Source organism: Variovorax sp. MHTC-1 (genome assembly GCF_003984645.1).
Lineage (GTDB): Bacteria > Pseudomonadota > Gammaproteobacteria > Burkholderiales > Burkholderiaceae_C > Variovorax.
Genome location: NZ_RWKI01000005.1, coordinates 257,520 through 274,848, shown reverse-complemented (window position 1 = coordinate 274,848; position 17,329 = coordinate 257,520). Strand labels below are relative to the sequence as shown.

General features: G+C 68.8%; 17 protein-coding genes. 2 read left to right on the top strand and 15 right to left on the bottom strand.

The features are described 5' to 3' along the window. Nucleotides 1-77: 77 nt before the first annotated feature. From hslU to EJI01_RS11190, 11 genes are all read right to left on the bottom strand, one after another. Nucleotides 78-1,403: an ATP-dependent protease ATPase subunit HslU gene (gene hslU / locus EJI01_RS11245; RefSeq protein WP_126837188.1), complete on the bottom strand. Its 1,326-nt coding sequence runs from the start codon at nt 1,401-1,403 to the stop codon at nt 78-80. 19 nt (nt 1,404-1,422) lie between these two features. Continuing rightward, nucleotides 1,423-1,968, bottom strand: coding sequence for an ATP-dependent protease subunit HslV (gene hslV, locus EJI01_RS11240; protein WP_126837187.1), 546 nt, complete (start codon nt 1,966-1,968; stop codon nt 1,423-1,425). Nucleotides 1,969-2,118: 150 nt separating this feature from the next. Further along, nucleotides 2,119-3,696 carry an STAS domain-containing protein gene (locus EJI01_RS11235; RefSeq protein WP_126837186.1) on the bottom strand — a complete coding sequence of 526 codons (1,578 nt, stop codon included), beginning with the start codon at nt 3,694-3,696 and terminating at the stop codon, nt 2,119-2,121. Between the two features lie 125 nt (nt 3,697-3,821). After that, on the bottom strand, nt 3,822-4,748 hold the full coding sequence (gene dksA, locus EJI01_RS11230; protein ID WP_260602414.1) for an RNA polymerase-binding protein DksA: 927 nt from the start codon (nt 4,746-4,748) through the stop codon (nt 3,822-3,824). 283 nt (nt 4,749-5,031) lie between these two features. Further along, nucleotides 5,032-6,078, bottom strand: coding sequence for a CobW family GTP-binding protein (locus tag EJI01_RS11225; protein ID WP_126837184.1), 1,047 nt, complete (start codon nt 6,076-6,078; stop codon nt 5,032-5,034). An 81-nt stretch (nt 6,079-6,159) separates the two neighbouring features. Then, nucleotides 6,160-7,362 carry a class I SAM-dependent rRNA methyltransferase gene (locus EJI01_RS11220; RefSeq protein WP_126837183.1) on the bottom strand — a complete coding sequence of 401 codons (1,203 nt, stop codon included), beginning with the start codon at nt 7,360-7,362 and terminating at the stop codon, nt 6,160-6,162. After that, the gene (locus EJI01_RS11215) at nt 7,359-8,348 is read right to left on the bottom strand and encodes a tyrosine-type recombinase/integrase (RefSeq protein WP_126837182.1); all 990 of its coding nucleotides are present in this window, start codon (nt 8,346-8,348) and stop codon (nt 7,359-7,361) included. Before EJI01_RS11215 ends, EJI01_RS11220 begins: the two co-directional genes overlap by 4 nt. Before the next feature lie 111 nt (nt 8,349-8,459). Continuing rightward, nucleotides 8,460-9,065, bottom strand: coding sequence for a YdcF family protein (locus tag EJI01_RS11205; protein ID WP_260602413.1), 606 nt, complete (start codon nt 9,063-9,065; stop codon nt 8,460-8,462). Next, nucleotides 9,062-9,751 carry a DUF484 family protein gene (locus tag EJI01_RS11200; protein ID WP_126837181.1) on the bottom strand — a complete coding sequence of 230 codons (690 nt, stop codon included), beginning with the start codon at nt 9,749-9,751 and terminating at the stop codon, nt 9,062-9,064. The genes EJI01_RS11205 and EJI01_RS11200 overlap by 4 nt, the downstream gene beginning before the upstream one ends. Then, nucleotides 9,748-10,614, bottom strand: a complete 867-nt coding sequence (gene dapF / locus EJI01_RS11195) for a diaminopimelate epimerase (RefSeq protein ID WP_126837180.1) — start codon at nt 10,612-10,614, stop codon at nt 9,748-9,750. Before dapF ends, EJI01_RS11200 begins: the two co-directional genes overlap by 4 nt. A 7-nt stretch (nt 10,615-10,621) precedes the next feature. After that, a complete protein-coding gene (locus EJI01_RS11190) occupies nt 10,622-11,257 on the bottom strand; it encodes a 2-hydroxychromene-2-carboxylate isomerase (protein ID WP_126837179.1) in 636 nt (211 codons plus the stop codon). A gap of 21 nt (nt 11,258-11,278) precedes the next feature. Between EJI01_RS11190 and EJI01_RS11185 the strand changes: the two genes are divergently transcribed. Both EJI01_RS11185 and EJI01_RS11180 read left to right on the top strand, forming a co-directional pair. Continuing rightward, on the top strand, nt 11,279-12,817 hold the full coding sequence (locus tag EJI01_RS11185; RefSeq protein WP_126837178.1) for a SidA/IucD/PvdA family monooxygenase: 1,539 nt from the start codon (nt 11,279-11,281) through the stop codon (nt 12,815-12,817). After that, nucleotides 12,817-13,713 carry a LysR family transcriptional regulator gene (locus tag EJI01_RS11180; protein ID WP_126837177.1) on the top strand — a complete coding sequence of 299 codons (897 nt, stop codon included), beginning with the start codon at nt 12,817-12,819 and terminating at the stop codon, nt 13,711-13,713. Before EJI01_RS11185 ends, EJI01_RS11180 begins: the two co-directional genes overlap by 1 nt. Here the strand turns inward: EJI01_RS11180 and EJI01_RS11175 are convergent. The 4 genes from EJI01_RS11175 to EJI01_RS11160 all read right to left on the bottom strand — a co-directional run bounded on the left by EJI01_RS11175 (nt 13,701) and on the right by EJI01_RS11160 (nt 17,320). After that, nucleotides 13,701-14,711 carry a tripartite tricarboxylate transporter substrate binding protein gene (locus tag EJI01_RS11175; RefSeq protein ID WP_126837176.1) on the bottom strand — a complete coding sequence of 337 codons (1,011 nt, stop codon included), beginning with the start codon at nt 14,709-14,711 and terminating at the stop codon, nt 13,701-13,703. The two genes, EJI01_RS11180 and EJI01_RS11175, sit on opposite strands and share 13 nt — an antisense overlap. Nucleotides 14,712-14,760: 49 nt before the next feature. Then, nucleotides 14,761-15,591: an amidohydrolase family protein gene (locus tag EJI01_RS11170; protein ID WP_126837175.1), complete on the bottom strand. Its 831-nt coding sequence runs from the start codon at nt 15,589-15,591 to the stop codon at nt 14,761-14,763. Beyond that, nucleotides 15,566-16,426, bottom strand: a complete 861-nt coding sequence (locus EJI01_RS11165) for an oxaloacetate decarboxylase (protein ID WP_260602412.1) — start codon at nt 16,424-16,426, stop codon at nt 15,566-15,568. Before EJI01_RS11165 ends, EJI01_RS11170 begins: the two co-directional genes overlap by 26 nt. A 192-nt stretch (nt 16,427-16,618) precedes the next feature. Beyond that, nucleotides 16,619-17,320: a glutathione S-transferase family protein gene (locus tag EJI01_RS11160; protein WP_126837173.1), complete on the bottom strand. Its 702-nt coding sequence runs from the start codon at nt 17,318-17,320 to the stop codon at nt 16,619-16,621. Between the last annotated feature and the right edge of the window lie 9 nt (nt 17,321-17,329).

The window sequence follows — 17,329 nt, the reverse complement described above, 5'->3', positions numbered from 1 at the left end:
CCGATTTTCGTTGCAGATGAAGCACTTAGCTCACGCAATGAATGTGATGCGTGAACCGTACAACTGAAAAGCGCCGATCAGAGGATGAATCGAGAGAGGTCTTCGTCGTGACTTAGTGCCGCAAGGCGCGCGTCCACGTAGGCGGCGTCGATCCGGATCGACTGGCCTTCGAGCTTGGTGGCGTCGAAGCTCACTTCGTCGAGCAGCCGCTCCATGACGGTCGCCAGGCGCCGCGCGCCGATGTTTTCGGTGCGCTCGTTGACGTCGTAGGCGATGCTCGCCAGCCGCGTGATGCTGTCGGGCGCGAACTCCAGCGTCACGCCCTCGGTCGCCAGCAGCGCCTGGTACTGCTTCACCAGTGAAGCCTGGGTCTGGGTCAGGATGCTCTCGAAATCCGACACCGACAGCGACTGCAGCTCGACGCGGATCGGGAAGCGGCCCTGCAGTTCGGGGATCAGGTCGCTGGGCTTGCTCAGGTGGAAGGCGCCGCTGGCGATGAACAGGATGTGGTCGGTGCGCACTACGCCGTACTTGGTGCTCACCGTCGTGCCTTCGACCAGCGGCAGCAGGTCGCGCTGCACGCCCTGGCGCGAGACGTCGGCGCCCTGGGCATCGGTACGCGTGGCGACCTTGTCGATCTCGTCGATGAAGACGATGCCGTTCTGCTCGGCGTTGTGGATCGCCTGCGTGCGGATCTCGTCCTCGTTGACCAGCTTGGCCGCCTCCTCGTCAATCAGCAAACGCATCGCCTCGCCAACCTTGAGCTTGCGCGTCTTGCGCTTGCCCTGGCTCAGCTGGCCGAACATGCCGCGCAGCTGCTCGGTCATATCCTCCATGCCCGCGGGGCCCATGATCTCGAGCGGCGCGCGCTGCTCGGCCAAGTCGATCTCGATCTCCTTGTCGTCGAGCTGGTGCTCGCGCAGCTTCTTGCGGAAGGCTTGCCGCGTGGCGTTGCCGCTGTTGTCCGGGGCGACGCCTTCGGGCGCGCGCGCCGGCGGCAGCAGTACGTCGAGGATGCGCTCTTCGGCGCCGTCTTCGGCGCGCATGCGTACCTTGGCGCTCTCGCTCTCGCGCGTCTGCTTGACGGCGATTTCGGCCAGGTCGCGGATGATCGAATCGACGTCCTTGCCGACGTAGCCGACCTCGGTGAACTTGGTCGCCTCGACCTTGATGAAGGGCGCATCCGCCAGGCGCGCCAGCCGGCGCGCGATCTCGGTCTTGCCCACGCCGGTGGGGCCGATCATGAGGATGTTCTTGGGCGTGATCTCGGCGCGCAGCTTCTCCTCGACCTGCTGACGGCGCCAGCGGTTGCGCAGCGCGATCGCCACCGCGCGCTTGGCGTCGGGCTGGCCGACGATGTGGTGGTCGAGCTCGGAAACGATTTCCTGGGGGGTCATGGACATGGATGGACTCGGCGCGGCTTCACAGGCTTTCGACCGTGTGATGCATGTTGGTGTAGATGCAGAGTTCGCCCGCGATTTCGAGCGATTTCTTGACGATGTCGGCGGCACCCATCTCGGTGTGGTCGACCAGCGCCTTGGCCGCTGCCTGCGCGTACGCGCCGCCGGAGCCGATCGCGATGATGCCGTTCTCGGGCTCCAGCACGTCGCCGTTGCCGGTGATGATCAGCGAGGTGGTGGCGTCGGCCACCGCCAGCATCGCCTCGAGGCGGCGCAGCACGCGGTCGGTGCGCCAGTCCTTGGTGAGTTCGATGGCGGCGCGCGCCAGGTGGCCCTGATGCTTTTCGAGCTTGGCCTCGAAGCGCTCGAAGAGGGTGAAGGCATCGGCGGTCGCGCCGGCGAAACCGGCGAGCACCTTGCCGTGATAAAGCCGGCGCACCTTGCGCGCACTGCCCTTGATGACGATGTTGCCGAGAGTGACTTGGCCGTCGCCGCCGATCGCGACCTGGTCGCCGTTCGGGGCCTTGCGGCGCACGCTGATGATCGTGGTTCCGTGAAATTGTTCCATCGAAGCAATATGGCGACAGCTCGCGCGAATGCAAGCCTTACGTGAGGATAGCGCCGCTGGCGGACGCCCCAAAGCGGTCCACGCCTCCCCCTCGGGGGGTGGCGAATTACACGCAGTGCAGCGAAGTGAAAAGCCGGGGGGCTCAGTCCGTCAGCTAGTTCTGACTGCAACTTCCGCGTGGTCGGCAATGCCGATCACGCCGAAGAAGGCCGCGATCAGGCGGTGTGCATCCACGAAGGCTACGCGCTGTTCGCGCGCATCGCGGGCCGTGACCCAGTTCAGGAGTGTCCCGGCCGCCACGAAATCGATGCGCACCAGCGCCGCGCATGACACCGACAAGGTCGGCGCGCCAGCCAGTTCCGCATCGAGTCGCTCCCAGGTCGAAAGCGACTCGCCCACGAGCTCCCCCGCCAGCGCAGCGTGCCCAACGGGGTCGGCTGGCGGCAGGTCGTCGCCGGGCTCGTCGTCGATGGCCGAGATCGCGAATCCGGAGGCCTCCGGGCCCGGCCCTTGCGGCTGTGCCTCGAGCTCGCCGAAATCGCCCTTCGGGTCTTCCCAGGGCGGCGGCGACACCTCGTAGGTGATGCAGTAGTTGAGCGCCAGAAGTTCGAATTCGTCGGCCCGGTGCATGACCCGCAAGGCGGCCATGTGCAGCTGCCACCAGACCGCATCGACCTGGCGGTCGTTGACGGGCGTGGCCTCGGTGAGCACGATCAGCAGGCGATCACTGCCGGCAAAGCGCAGTTGCACCGCCGAGTCGGCCCAATGGTTGAACAATGCGCGCAGCGGTCCGGCCGCATCGGCTTCGATGGCGTCGAGCGCATTCCAGTCGAGCTTCCACGACGCGCCGGCCGCGGCGAGCGCACGGGTGAGGCCGAGCAGGCTTTCGCGCGTCAGCGTGGGCGGACTCGCCCAGTCGGCGCCGCCGACCGGAGCCGCCCTCGGTGCCGATTCGCTTTCGGCAGCCGCCGAAGCCTGGACATTGCGCGCCAGTGCCTGCAGCGAAATCCATTCGGGCGCAGGGCGCATCATGTGCTGCGCATAGCGAACGCCGGCAGCCGCGAACTTGTCGGCATCGCCGGTGGCTCGATAGAGGTCGAGCAAGGCGAGCCAGGTGTCGTCGTGTCCGACGCTCGGGCTGTCCGGCGCGAGCGTCTGCAGCAGGATGGCTTCGGCACCGGCATCGTCGCCGTGGGCGAAGCGGATGGCGGCTTCCTCGATGCTGCCGTCGTAAAGGGAGCGTGCGCCCTGCTGCCCTGCCGCCCCAGGGGGCGGCGGCACGCCGGGCTCGGTGTCGGCATAGGCGCGCGCATGCTGGGCGGCCATATCGGGGGAAGCCGCGCCGTTGGCACCGGCTGCGCCGCCGGGCCCGCGGTTCTTCCACCATTGCTGCGACATCTGCTCTTCGATCTCGTCGATCTTCTTGAGCGTGAGCGCCCGGCCCTCGGTCTTGCCCGAGGTGCTGCTGACGTTGAAGGAGGACGGCGTGGCCGCGGCATGGCCGCCGGCCGCCTCGCGCTGGCGCAGCTTGCGCAGCATGTCGAACTCGCGGCGACGCACGAAGTCGTTGCGCTGGCGCCGCTCGATCATCTCCTTGAGCATTTCGCGGCTGTAGCCGTTCTCGAGCTGCGACGACTCCTCCGCATCGAGCTCGGACCAATCCTTGAGCGGATTGCGAACGAACTTCGCGACCTTCGACAGCAAGCGACCGGAATCTTCCTTGGCCATATCTCTAGATCACAACAGCAAATCAACTTACCAAGGGAATGCGGCCGCCGCCGGGCCGCCAAGGCGGCCGCGCCTCCCCCTCGGGGGGTGGCGAAGCACACGAAGTGGCAAGCCGGGGGGCCATGTCAGTCGCCGAACATCTTCTGCTTCAGTTCACGGCGCTGCTGCGCCTCCAGCGACAGCGTCGCGGTGGGGCGGGCCAGCAGGCGGCCGACGCCGATCGGCTCGCCGGTCTCGTCGCAATAGCCGTAGTCGCCTGCGTCGATGCGCTGGATCGACTGCTCGATCTTCTTGAGCAGCTTGCGCTCGCGGTCGCGGGTGCGCAGCTCGAGCGCATGCTCTTCCTCGATGGTGGCGCGGTCGGCCGGGTCGGGCACGACCACCGTGTCCTCGCGCAGATGCTCTGTCGTCTCGCCGGCATTTTCGAGAATGCCGCGCTTGAGCTCCTGCAGCTTGAGGCGGAAGAACGCCATCTGCTTCTCGTTCATGTACTCCGAATCCGGCATCGCGATCACCTCGGCATCGGTGAGTTCGTCGGCCGCCTTGGCCTTCCAGTTGTTGGCCAGCTTCGGATCCTTCTTGACGGCGATGGGCGGCGGCGGCACCAGCGGGTTCGTCGTGATCTGGACGAAGCTCGATTTGGCTGCGGTGGAAGCCACCGACTGGGGCATGGAGGGCACGGTCAGCTGCGACAGCCGCGAAACGCGTCCGCCGCGTGCGGGGGCAGGCGTGGCGGCAGGGGTGTTGGGGGGGGTGGTCGGAGTGGTCATGGAAGGTGTCGCCGTGGCGGGGGTGGAGGCGGCAGCCGCTTTTTTCACGGGAGTCGGTGATGCAGCATGTGCGGTGGCACGAGAGCCGGCCGCCTTGGTTGACGAAGCGCCTGCGCTTGCCGTCGTGGTCTTGCTCTTGGCAGGGGCCTTCGACGGCGCGGCAGACTTGACTGGCTTGACCGGGGAGACCTTCTTCGCCGCGGGCACAGCCTTCTTGGCAGCCGGTGTCTTCTTGACCGCCGGCTTGGTCACGGGCTTGGCTTTGGCGACAGGTTTCTTCACGGTGACTGGCTCCTTCGACGAACGTTGTCAGGGTGCTCGCCGGTGGCGAACCCCGGGGTTATACCCCCGAAAGCAGGCCAGAAACGTGCGCAGTCCTATGCCGAAAGTCACACATCGCCCAAAGAAGACGAGCGCGCGGTCCCGGAACAGGCGCGCGATTGTATAGAGAAAGAATGTTGCCCCCTGGCTTTTCACTTCGCTTCGCTGCGTGTAACTCCACCCCCGAGGGGGCGGCGCGGCCGCCTTGGGGCGGCCCGGCGGTGGCCGCCCTCGCCGTCCCGGATCAGACCAGGCACTGCTCCAGGCCCTGCTCCAGGATTTCACGTGGCAGATCGATGCCGATGAACACCATGCGGCTGTTGCGTTTTTCGTCCGCGCCCCAGGCGGGACCGAGGTCGCTTCCCATCAGCTGGTGCACGCCCTGGAAGATCACCTTGCGCTCGGTGCCCTGCATGTGGAGCACGCCCTTGTAGCGCAGCATGCGCGGGCCGTAGATGTTGACGATGGCGCCCAGGAAGTCCTCCAGCCGCGCCGGGTCGAAGGGCCGGTCGGCGCGGTAGACGAAGCTTTTCACGTCGTCGTCATGGTGATGGTGGTGGCCGTGGCCGTCGTGCGCGTGCGAGGGATGATCGCAATCCTCGCCGTGTTCGTGGTCGTGGTGCTCGTGCTCGTCTTCCTTGAGAAAGTCCGGGTCGATGTCCAGCTTGGCGTTGAGGTTGAAGCCGCGCAGGTCGAACACGTCTTTCAGCGGTACCTCGCCGAAATGCACCTTCTGCTGCGGCGCGCGCGGGTTCATGTGCTTCAGCCGGTGGATCAGCGCCTCGGTCTCGTCGGCAGCGACCAGGTCGCTCTTGCTGATGAAGATCTGGTCGGCAAAGCCGACCTGGCGGCGCGCCTCCTGGCGGTCGTTGAGCTGCTGCGGCGCGTGCTTGGCGTCCACCAGGGTGAGGATCGAGTCGAGCAGGTAGCTCTCGGCGATCTCGTCGTCCATGAAGAAGGTCTGGGCCACGGGGCCGGGGTCGGCCAGGCCGGTGGTCTCGATCACCACGCGGTCGAAATCTAGCAGCCCCTTGCGCTTCTTGGCCGCCAGCAGCTGCAGCGCCTCGCGCAGGTCCTCGCGGATGGTGCAGCAGATGCAGCCGTTGCTCATCTGCACGATCTGCTCCTTCGACTCGGTGACCAGGATGTCGGTGTCGATGTTCTCTTCGCCGAATTCGTTCTCGATCACCGCGATCTTCTGCCCGTGCGCTTCGTTCAGGATGCGCTTGAGCAAGGTCGTCTTGCCCGAGCCGAGGAAGCCGGTCAGGATGGTGGCGGGAATGAGGGCCATGAAGTGCTCCAGGGGAATGGAATCGGGAAAGGCGGAAAGTTTAGCGACGCCTTCCGGGCCGCGCTCCGGCAAGGGCAAAAGCTACTTGCGCACCACCACCAGGCCCTTCAGGTATTCGCCCTCGGGGAACTCGATGGTCATCGGATGGTCCGGCGCGGCGCCCAGACGCTCGCTGATGTAGCCGTCGACCCCGGCATCGATGCCGGCGCCGGCCACGATCTTGTGGAACAGGTCGGCGCCGATGCCGCCCGAGCACGAGAAGGTCAAGAGCACGCCGCCCGGCGCCAGCAGCTTGAGCGCCAGCCGGTTGATGTCCTTGTAGGCCCGCGCGGCGCGCTCGGCGTGGGCGACGGTGGGCGCGAACTTGGGCGGATCGAGCACGATGGCGTCGAACACCCGGCCCTCCTCGATGAAGCGGCGCAGCGCGGCATTGACGTCGGCGTCGAGGAACTCGGTGCGCGCGCCTTCGAAGCCGTTCAAGGCGACATGCGCGCGCGCACGCTCCAGCGCCGGCAGCGAGGAATCGATGGACACCAGCTCGGCGCCCTCGACCGCGCCGGCCGCCTTCAGGCCCGCGAGCGCCGCGACCGTGAAGCCGCCGGTGTAGCAGAAGCAGTTGAGCACGCTTTGAAACCGTCGGTGACGGGCGAGTTCGGCAAAGCGCCGGCGGCTGTCGCGCTGGTCCAGGTAGAAGCCGGTCTTGTGGCCGGCCGCGATGTCGAGCGTGAGCTGCCAATCGTGCTCGCGGATCGTGATCTCCGTGGGGCCGCTGCCGCGCAGCCAGCCGGTCAACGGCGCGAGGCCCTCGCGCTCGCGCCCGCTCGCGTCGGAGCGCTCGTAAAGCTTTGCAAGACCGGTGGCCGCCAGCAAGGCATCGGCCAGCACCTCTTTCCAGCGCTCCACGCCGGCCGACAGGAATTGCGCCACCAGCGTGTCGCCGTAGCGGTCGACGATCAGGCCCGGCAGGCCGTCGGCCTCGCCGTGGATCAATCGCACGCCGTCACTCTGCAGGTCGAAGAGTTGCCGCGCCGCCACCGCGCTGGCAACCCGCGCCGCGAAGAAGGCCGCGTCGATGCGCTGCTTCTCGTCGAAGCTCCAGGCGCGGGCGCGAATCTTCGAATGCGGGCTGAAGGCGGCCCAGGCAAGGAACTTGCCCTCGTCCGATTCGATGCGCACCGTTTCACCGGCATCGCCGCCGCCCTTGGCGATCGCGGATTCGAAGACCCATGGATGGCGGCGCTGCAGCGAACGCTCCTTGCCCGGTCGGAGACGCAGAAGTTTCATGGTTTGTTCTTGCTTTTATGGGCGCGCGCCGTTGCGCCCTCATCGCGCGCCTTGGCGCGCGGATGCGCCGCGTCGTAGGCCTTGGCCAGATGCTGGAAATCCAGCCGCGTGTAGACCTGCGTGGTCGTGATGTTGGCGTGGCCCAGCAATTCCTGCACCGCGCGCAGGTCGCTGCTGGACTGCAGCACGTGGCTGGCGAAGGAATGGCGCAGCATGTGCGGATGCACCGGCGCGGCCAGGCCGGCCTTGAGGCTTCGTGCACGCAGCTGCTTCCAGACCGACTGAGAAGAGAAGCGCAGGCCGTTGCGGCCGATGAAGAGCGCGGCGGCGCTCGCCGGATCGCGCAGGAGCGCTGCCTCCAGCGCGCTGCACTCGTCGCGCACCGCGAGCCAAGCCGCGAGCGCCTCGGCGGCCTTGGCGCCCACCGGCACGATGCGGCGCTTGCTGCCCTTGCCGAGCACGCTGGCTTCCTGTGCATCGAGGTCGACCCAGCCCCGCGCCGTGTTGCTGGCGCGCACGTCCAGGCCGGTCAGTTCGCCGACGCGCAGGCCGCAGCCGTAGAGCAGTTCGACGATCGCCCTATCGCGCGCCTCGGCCCAAGGGTCGGCATCGGTGTCGTGCAGATCGGCCAGCTGCACGGCCTCGTCGACCGCCAGCGCCTTCGGCAGGGGCCGGGCTGCCTTGGGCGCATGAACGTCCTGCACCGGGTTCGAGCCCACCAGCCCCTCGTTGCCGAGCCAGCGGTAGAAGCTGCGCCAGCACGAGAGCACCAGCGCGATGCCGCGCGATTCGCGACCGGCGCCGTGCAGCTGCGCCATCCAGCGCCGCACGTGGGCGGCCTGGACCTTGTCGAGCGCGAGACCGGCCGCATGGGCCTTCTCGGCCAGCGTCTTCAAATGAATGGCGTAGAGCTCGACGGTGCGCGCCGCGAGCCGGCGCTCCACGCGCACGTGCTCGAGGTACCTTTCGATCCAATCCGTGTTCAAAGCGCCGCTCCTTCCAGGAACACCGCGGAACCGGCTTTGCCGAGCCGCTGGTGTTGCCCCCGGCGAGGGGGTTGGCGGAGCGACACGAAGTGCGCGAAGCCTGGGGGTGGCCTAGAAGTAACCATTGGCGGCATTGTTCACGATGGCCAGAGGCTCGCGCAATGCGCCCTTGAAGAGCATGCCCCAGCGGCGCCAGCAGGAGGTCGGCGCCGCGGCGTACTGCACGTCGAACAGCCGGTCGAAGCCGGCGGCGCGCGCCAGCCGCTCCACGCGCCACAGGTGGTAGGGCTCGGAAACGATGATCACGCTCTTCACGCCCGCCGTTTGCAGCACGGCGAGCGACATCGAGAGGTTCTCGCGTGTCGTCGACGACACGGGCTCCAGCAGCACCGTGCCCGTATAGCCGGCGTCGCGCGCATGCTGCTGCATCACCTCGGCCTCGACGCGCCCGTCTTCGCGGTCGATGCCGCCCGACAGCACGAGCTGACGCACGCCGCCCTCCTTCGCCAGCGAGATGCCGGTGTCGACGCGGCCGGTCAGGCAGGGATTGGGCTTGCCGTCGCGATACGCCCGGTTGCCGAGGATCAGCGCCGCATCGGCCGCGCGCTGCGGCGGATGGCCCAGCAGGTCGAGTGCATGCAGCCAGATCGTGATCGCGATGGCCAGGTAGCCGAGCAGCAGAACGCCCAGCGCGCCGAGCACCGTGCGCTTGATCAAGGCCTCAACCGCGACAGCGCGCCCGAGGCCAGCTCGGCGATGCGCTCCAGGAAGTCGGTGCCCATTTCGGCGTTGAAGCGCTGCGCGTCGGGCGATGCCAGCACCAGCAGGCCGAAGGCCGGCGCCTCGGCGTCTGGCCGCAGCGGGATCAGCGCGATCGACACCGCGGCACGCGGCTCGGCCAGCCAGTTGGCGGCTTCGAAGCCGGCGTTCAGGCCGCAGTAAGGCGCCGTCAGCGAGGTGGCCAGCGCCTTCACGTCGTCGCTGACCCATTGCGCGTACGGCTCGTTGACGTAGCTGCTGTCGCAGTCCCAGATCTTGATCGCGGTCTGCGGCACCAGGAACAACGTTTGCAGCTGCTCCGCGATCTGGGTCGGCAGCCCGCGCGGGTCGCGCGTGGTCAGGAGACCGCGCGTCCAGCGCTGCAGCCGGTCGGCCGTGACCACGTTCTCGGTGCCGTGACGCACCATGTCCATCACGCGGTGCTCCAGCGCCTTGATCTTCTCGCGCAGCATCTCGGCCTGGCGCTCCTGCAGGCTCACGGCGCGGTTGCCGTGCGGGCTGGTGAGCTGCACCTGCCCCAGCAGCTGCGCATGGCGTTCGAAGAAGTCCGGCGTGTTCGAGAGGTAGTCGGCGATGTCGTCTTCGGTGATCGGGTTCATGGCATTGGAGTTGAATTTGTTCATGGCACTTCGATTTCGCCTTCGAAGACGGTCACGGCGGGTCCGGTCATCAGCACCGGAGCGCCGTCGCCCGCCCATTCGATGGTGAGCAGCCCGCCGCGGGTCTGCACGTCGACCCGCGCGTCGAGCCGGCCCAGACGGATGCCCGCGACCACCGCGGCGCAGGCGCCGGTGCCGCAGGCCAGCGTTTCGCCGGCGCCGCGCTCGAACACGCGCAGGCGCACCTGCGTGCGGTCGACGATCTGCATGAAGCCGGCGTTCACGCGTTGCGGGAAGCGCGGATGGTGCTCGATCGCCGGGCCCTGGCTGGCCACCGGCGCCGTATCGACGTCGGGCACGATCTGCACCGCGTGCGGATTGCCCATCGACAGCACGGCCACCGACACCTTGGCGCTGTCGGCATGCGTGCCCAGGGTGAGATGCCAGGTGTGCCAGCCGTTGTCGTGCTGCGGATCGAGGCCGGCGGTATCGAAGGGCACGCGCTGCGGCTCGAAGATCGGCGCGCCCATGTCGACCGTCACGCGGCCGTCGGCGCCCATGCGCGGCTCGATCACGCCCGAGAGCGTCTCCACGCGAACGCTGTCTTTCGCGGTCAGGCCGTGCTCGCGCACGAAGCGCATGAAGCAGCGCGCGCCGTTGCCGCACTGCTCGACCTCGCCGCCGTCGGCGTTGTGGATCAGGTATTGGAAGTCGATGCCCGCCGCCGGCGAGGGCCGCACGGTGAGGATCTGGTCGGCGCCGACGCCGAAGTGGCGGTCGGCCAGGAAGCGGTACTGCGCCGCACTCAGGCCCAGCGCGCCGCGGGTTTCGTCCAGCACGACGAAGTCGTTGCCGGCCCCCTGCATCTTGGTGAAGCGGATTCGCATCGAGGGATTATCCGCCGCGGCCGGTCCTGATCCGGTCGAGCGCCCTGTCGAGGAAGGCCAGCCGGTCCTGCCCCCAGAAACGCTCGCCCTCCAAGATGAAGGTCGGCGCGCCGAACACGCCCTTCTCCACCGCTTCGGCGCTGTTGGCGCGGTAGACCGCCTGGGTTTCGGGCCCCTGCTCCAGCGCCTGCAGCGTGGCGCCGTCGTAGCCGTTCTCGTCGGCGACCGCGATGCGCACCGCGGCATCCGAGGTGTCGCGCTCCTCGGCCCACAGCGCGCGCAGGAGCGCATGCGAGAGCGGCTGTGCGTCGAGCCCCTGCAGCTGGGCGGCGATCACCATCCAGCCCGGGTACTTGTTCCAGTTCGGATCGCCCAGCGCACCCTTGGGATAGTGCTTCGGCTCCAGGTTGAGCGGCATGCCCAGATACTCGCACCAACGCGCGAGTTCGAGCGCGTGGTAGCTGCGGCGCGGCTCGGGCCGCGTCTTGAGCGGAATGCCGCCGGTCTGCGGCACCACGGCCTGGAAATCGTAGGGCTTGAGCACGAGCCGCACATGGTGGCGGCGCACGATGTCCTGCAGTTGCGGGCCGCCGAGATACGCCCAAGGCGAAGAGAGGCTGTAGTAGCAGTCGAGTTCGATCATGTTCTGGATTATCTTCAGACGATGCCTGACGACCTCTCTTCCGACACCCTGCCGCCGGTGCCGCATCAGTTCACCGCGAGCCCGCGTGACGCGGCAGCGCTCGAGAAGCTGGCGCGCCAAGCGCGCGCCGATCTCGAACGCATCAACCTGCCGCCACCCGCCTGGGTGCTGCCGGCCGAATCGGCCGGCGCCGGCATGCCGGTGCTCGACGTGCTGGTGGCCGGCGCCGGCATGTGCGGCCAGACCGCTGCCTTCGCCCTGCGTCGCGAGGGCATTACCAACATCCGCGTGATCGACCGCGCCGCGCGCGGCGACGAAGGCCCGTGGGGCACCTATGCGCGCATGCTGACGCTGCGCAGCCCCAAGCAGGTCGGCGGCCCGGAACTCGGCGTGCCCACGCTCTCCTTCCGCGCCTGGTACGAGGCGCAGCACGGCAGCGCTGGCTGGGAGGCCCTGCACAAGATCGGCCGCATCGACTGGCGCGACTACCTGCTGTGGGTGCGCGACACCGTCGGCCTGCCGGTGGACAACGGCGTCGCGCTGCGCTCCGTGTCGCACAGCGACGACGGGCGCCTGCTCGTGGTCGAACTCACGAACCCGCAGGGCCGGCGCGAGACCGTGCGCACGCGGCAGCTGGTGCTGGCGCTGGGCCGCGACGGCAGCGGCGCGCCGCGCTGGCCGTCTTTTCCATCCTTGCGGCGCGACGACCCGCACGCGGCCGGCCGCGTGTTCCATTCGGCCGATGCCATCGACTTCGCCGCGCTGGCGGGCAAGCGCATCGGCGTGCTGGGCGCCGGGGCCTCGGCCTTCGACAACGCGGCCTGCGCGCTGGAGGCAGGCGCCGCGGAGGTCGTGCTGTTTGCGCGCCGGCCGCAACTGCCCCAGGTCAACAAGAGCAAGGCCGCGTCGAGCCACGGCTTCCTGCGCGGTTTCGAGGGCCTGGACGATGCCCGCAAGTGGCGCGTCTACACCTACATCTTCGACGAGCAGGTGCCGCCGCCCTGGGAAACGGTGCGCCGCTGCGATGCGCATGCGGCCTTCACGCTGTTCCTCGGCACGCCCTGGCTGGACGTGGCGCCCGACGCGGAAGGCGTGGAGGTCAGCACGCCGAACGGCGGCAGCGAACGCTTCGACGCCGTCATCTTCGGCACCGGCTTCGACGTCGACCTGCTCGACAGGCCCGAGATCGCGCGCTACACGCCGCTCGTGGACACCTGGGCCCAACACGTGATGCCCGAGGAGGCGCAGCGCTATCCCGAGCCCGCGCGCTTCCCCTATCTGGGCGCGGGCTTCGAGCTGCGCGGCCGTGCGGGCGTCGCGGGCAGCACCGAGGCCGAGGCGCTCTCGCGCATGCGCCTCTTCAACTGGGGCGCAACCATGAGCCACGGCGCGCTGGCCGGCGACATCCCCGGCCTCGCGATCGGCGCGACGCGTCTGGCCCACGCGATTGCGCGCGACCTGTTCGTGGAAGACGCCGACCGCCACTGGGCACGGCTGTTGGCGCACGAGGAGCCGGAACTGATCGCGACCCGCTGGTACGCGCCGGACCGGCGAGACTGATGGACACCCGCCAGATGCGATGCATCCTCGCGATCAGCGAGGCCGGCAGCCTCACGCGCGCGGCCGAGCAATTGGGCCTCGCGCAGCCGGCGCTCACGCAGACGCTGAACCGGCTCGAGCGCGAGATCGGCACGCCGCTCTTCGCGCGCACGCGGCGCGGCGCGACGCTGACCGAGGCCGGCCTCGCGATCGTGGAGGATGTGCGCGCCAGCCTCGCCCACGCCGACGCAGCAGCCGATCGGGCGCAGGCCATGGCTGCGGGCCGCGCTGGCCGGCTCACCATCGGCTTCGTGACGCATGCCATCTACCAAGTGCTGCCGCGCGCGCTGCGCCTGCTGCGCGCCGCGCATCCGCAGCTCGACGTGGTGCTGCGCGAGATGAGCAATGCCGAGCAGGCCGATGCGCTCGCGGGCGGCCGCATCGACATCGCGCTCTTGCATCCGCCGGTCTCGCTCGATGCCAAGGTGAACGAGCTGCGCCTGGGCGAGGAGCCGATGGTGGCCGCGCTGCCGGCCGCCTACGAGGTGGCGCAGGACGGCCGCGTATCGCTGGCCGAGATCGCGCAGCATGGGCTGGTCTGGTTTCCCGAGCAGCAGATTCCCGCGCTGCGCAGCCAGCTGCTGGGCGCGATCCGCCGCGCCGGCCACCAGGGGCAGGTGGTGCAGGACGCCAACCGCACGCTGACCGTGCTGGCCTGCGTGGCCGCCGGCCTGGGATGGTCGCTGCTGCCGCACTCGGTGCGCGCGCTGCGCCATGAAGGCGTGCGCTATGCCGAGGTGCGCGACGGCGCGGACCTGCCCGCCTTCGAACTCTCGGCGATGTGGCTGGCGCGTTCGCGGCCAACCTTTGCCGATGCGTTCGCGGAATTGCTGGCGCCCGTACCTCAATCGAGCTGAAGCTTGTTCTCCTTCGCGATCCGGCTCCACTTCGCGAGCTCGGCGCGGCGGAACGCGTCGAGCTCGACCGGATCGGAGCCGATCACCTCGGCGCCCACGGCCTCCAGCCGCTGGCGCACTTCCGCGTCCTTGAGCGTGGCGGCGATCTCCTTCGACAGCCGGGCGATCACGGCGGACGGCGTGCCCGTCGGTACGAACACCGCGTTCCACTCGTACATCTCATAGCCCGGCAGGCCCGATTCCGCGAGGGTCGGCACCTCGGGCAGCAGCGGCGAGCGCGCCTTGCCGCCGATCGCGAGCGGCCGCAACTTGCCGCTCTGGATGTAGGGCATGCCCGAGCCCAGGCTGGCGAAGAACACCGGCACCTGGCCCGCCATGACGTCGGTGAGCGCCGGGCCGCCGCCCTTGTAGGCGACGTGCGTCATGCGCGTCTTCGCCATCGAGTCGAAGAGCTCGGCCGCCAGATGCGGCGAGGAGCCGTTGCCCGAAGAGGCGTAATTGATCTCGCCCGGCCGCGCCGAGGCCTTCGCGATCAGGTCCTTGACGCTCGCGATCGGCGCACCCGGATGCACCACGAGGATGTTGGGCACCTTGACCAGCAAGGAGACCGGCGCGAAGTCGCGCAGCGTGTCGAAGGGCATCTTGCTGCGCAGCGCCGGGTTCTGCGCATGGTTGGAGGCGTCGAGCATCACGGTGTAGCCGTCGGCCGCGCTCTTGGCGACGATGTCGCCGCCGATCGCGCCGCCGGCGCCGCCGCGGTTGTCGATCACCACCGGCTGGCCGAGCCGGGCCGAGAGCTTGGGCGCGATGATGCGCGCCACCGCATCGACCGTGCCGCCCGGCGGATAGGTCACGACCAGGCGCACGGGCTTGGCCGGCCAGGCCTGTCCTGAGCCTGTCGAAGTGGCTTGCGCCTGGGTGCCGAGGGCTGCGAGCAGCAGCGCCGTGCCGCCGGCGGCACGGATGAGGGCGCGCACGAGGCGCGAGGGATGGAACATCTTTGTCTCCTTCTGGCGCCGATGCCGGCGCCTCTTTTCCGTGGATGAATCAGGCGAAACGGAACAGCGCTGCGGGCGTGTCGACCAGGATGCGCCGGCGCGCCGACGCATCGGGCACCCACTCGGCCAGCGCCGCCTGGGTTGATCCGTAGTCGGCCAGATCCTGGTGCTGCGTGTGCGGCCAGTCGCTGCCCCACAGCAGGCGGCCGGCGCCGAGCGCCTGCAGCAGGGCCTGCGCGGCGGTGCGGGGCGCATCGCCGTGCTGGTCGGGCCAGCTGCGGTAGGCCGCGGAGAGCTTGACCCACACGCGCCCCGTCGAAGCGCTGCGCAACAGCCAGGCGAAGCCTTCGTCGTCGCCGGGCGCCGGGCCGGGCCGGCCGAAGTGGTCCACCACCAGCTTGCAGCCGGCATCGAGGACCGCCTGACCCGCCAGCGGCAGGTCGCGCGATTCGCGATGCAGCTCTACATGCCAGTCGAGCGCGCGCACACGAGCGAACAGGCGCTGCCATTCGGCATGCGCGAATTCGGGAATGACCAGCCCGACGAGGTTGAGCCGGATGCCGCAGACGCCCTGCCGGTCCAGCGCCGCCAGTTCGTCTTCGCCGATGCTCGGCTCTGCCATCACGACCCCGCGCAGCCGCTCTGGACACGCGCGCAGCGCGTCGAGCAGGAAGTGGTTGTCGGTACCCAGGAAGCTCGGCTGCACCAGCACCGCATGCGACACCGCATGCGCGTCGAGCAGCGCGAGGTAGTCGGCCAGCAGCGCGTCGTAGTCGGGCGCATGGCGATGCACCGGCGCCAGCGGCAGGCCGCATTGGAACACGTGGGCGTGCCCGTCGATCCCGGTGATCGGCTCAGGCGTAGCGCGCATCGAGCTCATCGAATTCCTTCTTGCGCACCAGCGCCTGGCGCTCGGCAAAAGTCGCGACCAGGCCGCTTGCCTCGTCCAGCCGGCCGCCGTCGCGCAAGGCCTGCAGCGCCAGCGTCATGCCGCGCACCGCGCCCTGCAGCGCAGCGTTGGCATAGAGCACCAGGCCGAAGCCCATGGCGCCGAAGTCGGCCGCGTCGAGCGTCGGCGTCTTGCCGCCGATCACCACGTTGACCACCTGCGGACAGGCCAGCTCGCGCGGAATGCGGCGCAGCGCCTCCAGCGACTCGGGCGCCTCGACGAAGGTGATGTCGGCGCCGGCCTCGGCATAGGCCGCGGCGCGCGCGATCGCGGCATCGATGCCTTCGACCGCGGCGGCGTCGGTGCGCGCGATCACGAGGAAGTCGGCATGCAGCCGGGCATCGACCGCCGCCTTGACCTTGCCCAGCATCTCGCCGCGCGCGATCACGCCCTTGCCCTCGAAGTGCCCGCACTTCTTGGGGCTCACCTGGTCTTCGAGCTGGATCGCATTGGCGCCGGCGCGCTCCAGCGTGCGGACTGTGTGCTGCACGTTGAGCGCGCTGCCGAAGCCGGTGTCGGCGTCGACGATGAGGGGCAGCTTCACCGCATCGCGCAACGCGGCCGTGTGCTGCGCCAGATCGCCGAGATGGACGAAGCCGAGGTCGGGCATGCCGTAGAGGGTGTTGGTGAGCCCGGCGCCGCTCAGGTACACGGCCTCGAAGCCGAGCTCCTCGATCACGCGGGCAGCCAGCGCATTGCCCGCGCCGGGCACCAGCAGGCCGCGCCTGGCTTCGACCCTCTGCCGCAGCAGGGTACCTGGGTGCATGTTCGTCTTCATTCGTCCCTCATGCCCGCGGCCTTGCGGCCAGTCCGGCGAGCAGGACGAGTCGGGAAGAAAGATGCATGGCGATGTCTCCGGGTCGTGTAGTGAGGGTGCCGCAAGCGTTGCTGCGGCAAGTATCGACACGCACCGTCCGGAAGAGAACGCCGTTCTGCGTTGCTTTTACATAAGCGCGACTTATGGGAGCGCCAGCACCTCCTCCAGCGCGATGTGGCCGACGAAGCCGCCGGCACCCAGGGCCGGTTGCTGCGCCTCGATCGCGTGCGCGAACTTCACCGCCGGGTCGGCCTCCAGCTTCTCGAAGAGTCGCTGCAACGCGGGATAGTCGCGGCGGTCGACCACCTCGTGGTACTTCGTCCAGCGCGCAATGCCGATGAAATACGCGTCCGCGAGGCTGCGCTCCTGGCCCAGCAGCCATGGCTGGCCGCCGAGCAGCGCCTCCAGCTGCGCATGCGCCTTCCGGACATTGGCTCGGCCGAAAGCGGTAAGCGCCTTTTTTTCCTCGCCCGCGCTGCCATGCTCCAGCGCGTGCCACAGCGGACTGAAGGCGCTGAAGAAGGTGGTGTTGAGAAAGCCCAGCATCTGGTTCAGACGGTCGAAGTCGCGGCTGCCCTGGGTGAAGCCGAGCTTCCTGTCGATGCCCAAGGCGCCGAGGTGGTTGAGGATGGCCATGCTCTCGCTGAGCAGTTCGCCCTTGGCAGTCAACAGCGACGGCGTCTCGCCGACCGGGTTGATGCGCCTGTAGCTCTCGCTCGAGACGACCGCCGGCATCTCGATGCGGCAGAGCCGGTAGGGCTGCGCGAGCCATTCGAGCGCAACGATGGAGCCGAAGGAGCAGCCGGAGGGCACGCCGTAGAAAAGGATGGGGGTGGGGTTCATGTGTTTGTC

Bases quoted from the DNA above. Each gene is read 5' to 3' on its own strand.
- hslU (WP_126837188.1), bottom strand. From the start codon at position 1,403: ATGTCCATGACCCCCCAGGAAATCGTTTCCGAGCTCGACCACCACATC.
- hslV (WP_126837187.1), bottom strand. From the start codon at position 1,968: ATGGAACAATTTCACGGAACCACGATCATCAGCGTGCGCCGCAAGGCC.
- EJI01_RS11235 (WP_126837186.1), bottom strand. From the start codon at position 3,696: ATGGCCAAGGAAGATTCCGGTCGCTTGCTGTCGAAGGTCGCGAAGTTC.
- EJI01_RS11225 (WP_126837184.1), bottom strand. From the start codon at position 6,078: ATGGCCCTCATTCCCGCCACCATCCTGACCGGCTTCCTCGGCTCGGGC.
- EJI01_RS11220 (WP_126837183.1), bottom strand. From the start codon at position 7,362: ATGAAACTTCTGCGTCTCCGACCGGGCAAGGAGCGTTCGCTGCAGCGC.
- EJI01_RS11200 (WP_126837181.1), bottom strand. From the start codon at position 9,751: ATGAACAAATTCAACTCCAATGCCATGAACCCGATCACCGAAGACGAC.
- dapF (WP_126837180.1), bottom strand. From the start codon at position 10,614: ATGCGAATCCGCTTCACCAAGATGCAGGGGGCCGGCAACGACTTCGTC.
- EJI01_RS11190 (WP_126837179.1), bottom strand. From the start codon at position 11,257: ATGATCGAACTCGACTGCTACTACAGCCTCTCTTCGCCTTGGGCGTAT.
- EJI01_RS11185 (WP_126837178.1), top strand. From the start codon at position 11,279: ATGCCTGACGACCTCTCTTCCGACACCCTGCCGCCGGTGCCGCATCAG.
- EJI01_RS11180 (WP_126837177.1), top strand. From the start codon at position 12,817: ATGGACACCCGCCAGATGCGATGCATCCTCGCGATCAGCGAGGCCGGC.
- EJI01_RS11175 (WP_126837176.1), bottom strand. From the start codon at position 14,711: ATGTTCCATCCCTCGCGCCTCGTGCGCGCCCTCATCCGTGCCGCCGGC.
- EJI01_RS11170 (WP_126837175.1), bottom strand. From the start codon at position 15,591: ATGAGCTCGATGCGCGCTACGCCTGAGCCGATCACCGGGATCGACGGG.
- EJI01_RS11165 (WP_260602412.1), bottom strand. From the start codon at position 16,426: ATGCACCCAGGTACCCTGCTGCGGCAGAGGGTCGAAGCCAGGCGCGGC.
- EJI01_RS11160 (WP_126837173.1), bottom strand. From the start codon at position 17,320: ATGAACCCCACCCCCATCCTTTTCTACGGCGTGCCCTCCGGCTGCTCC.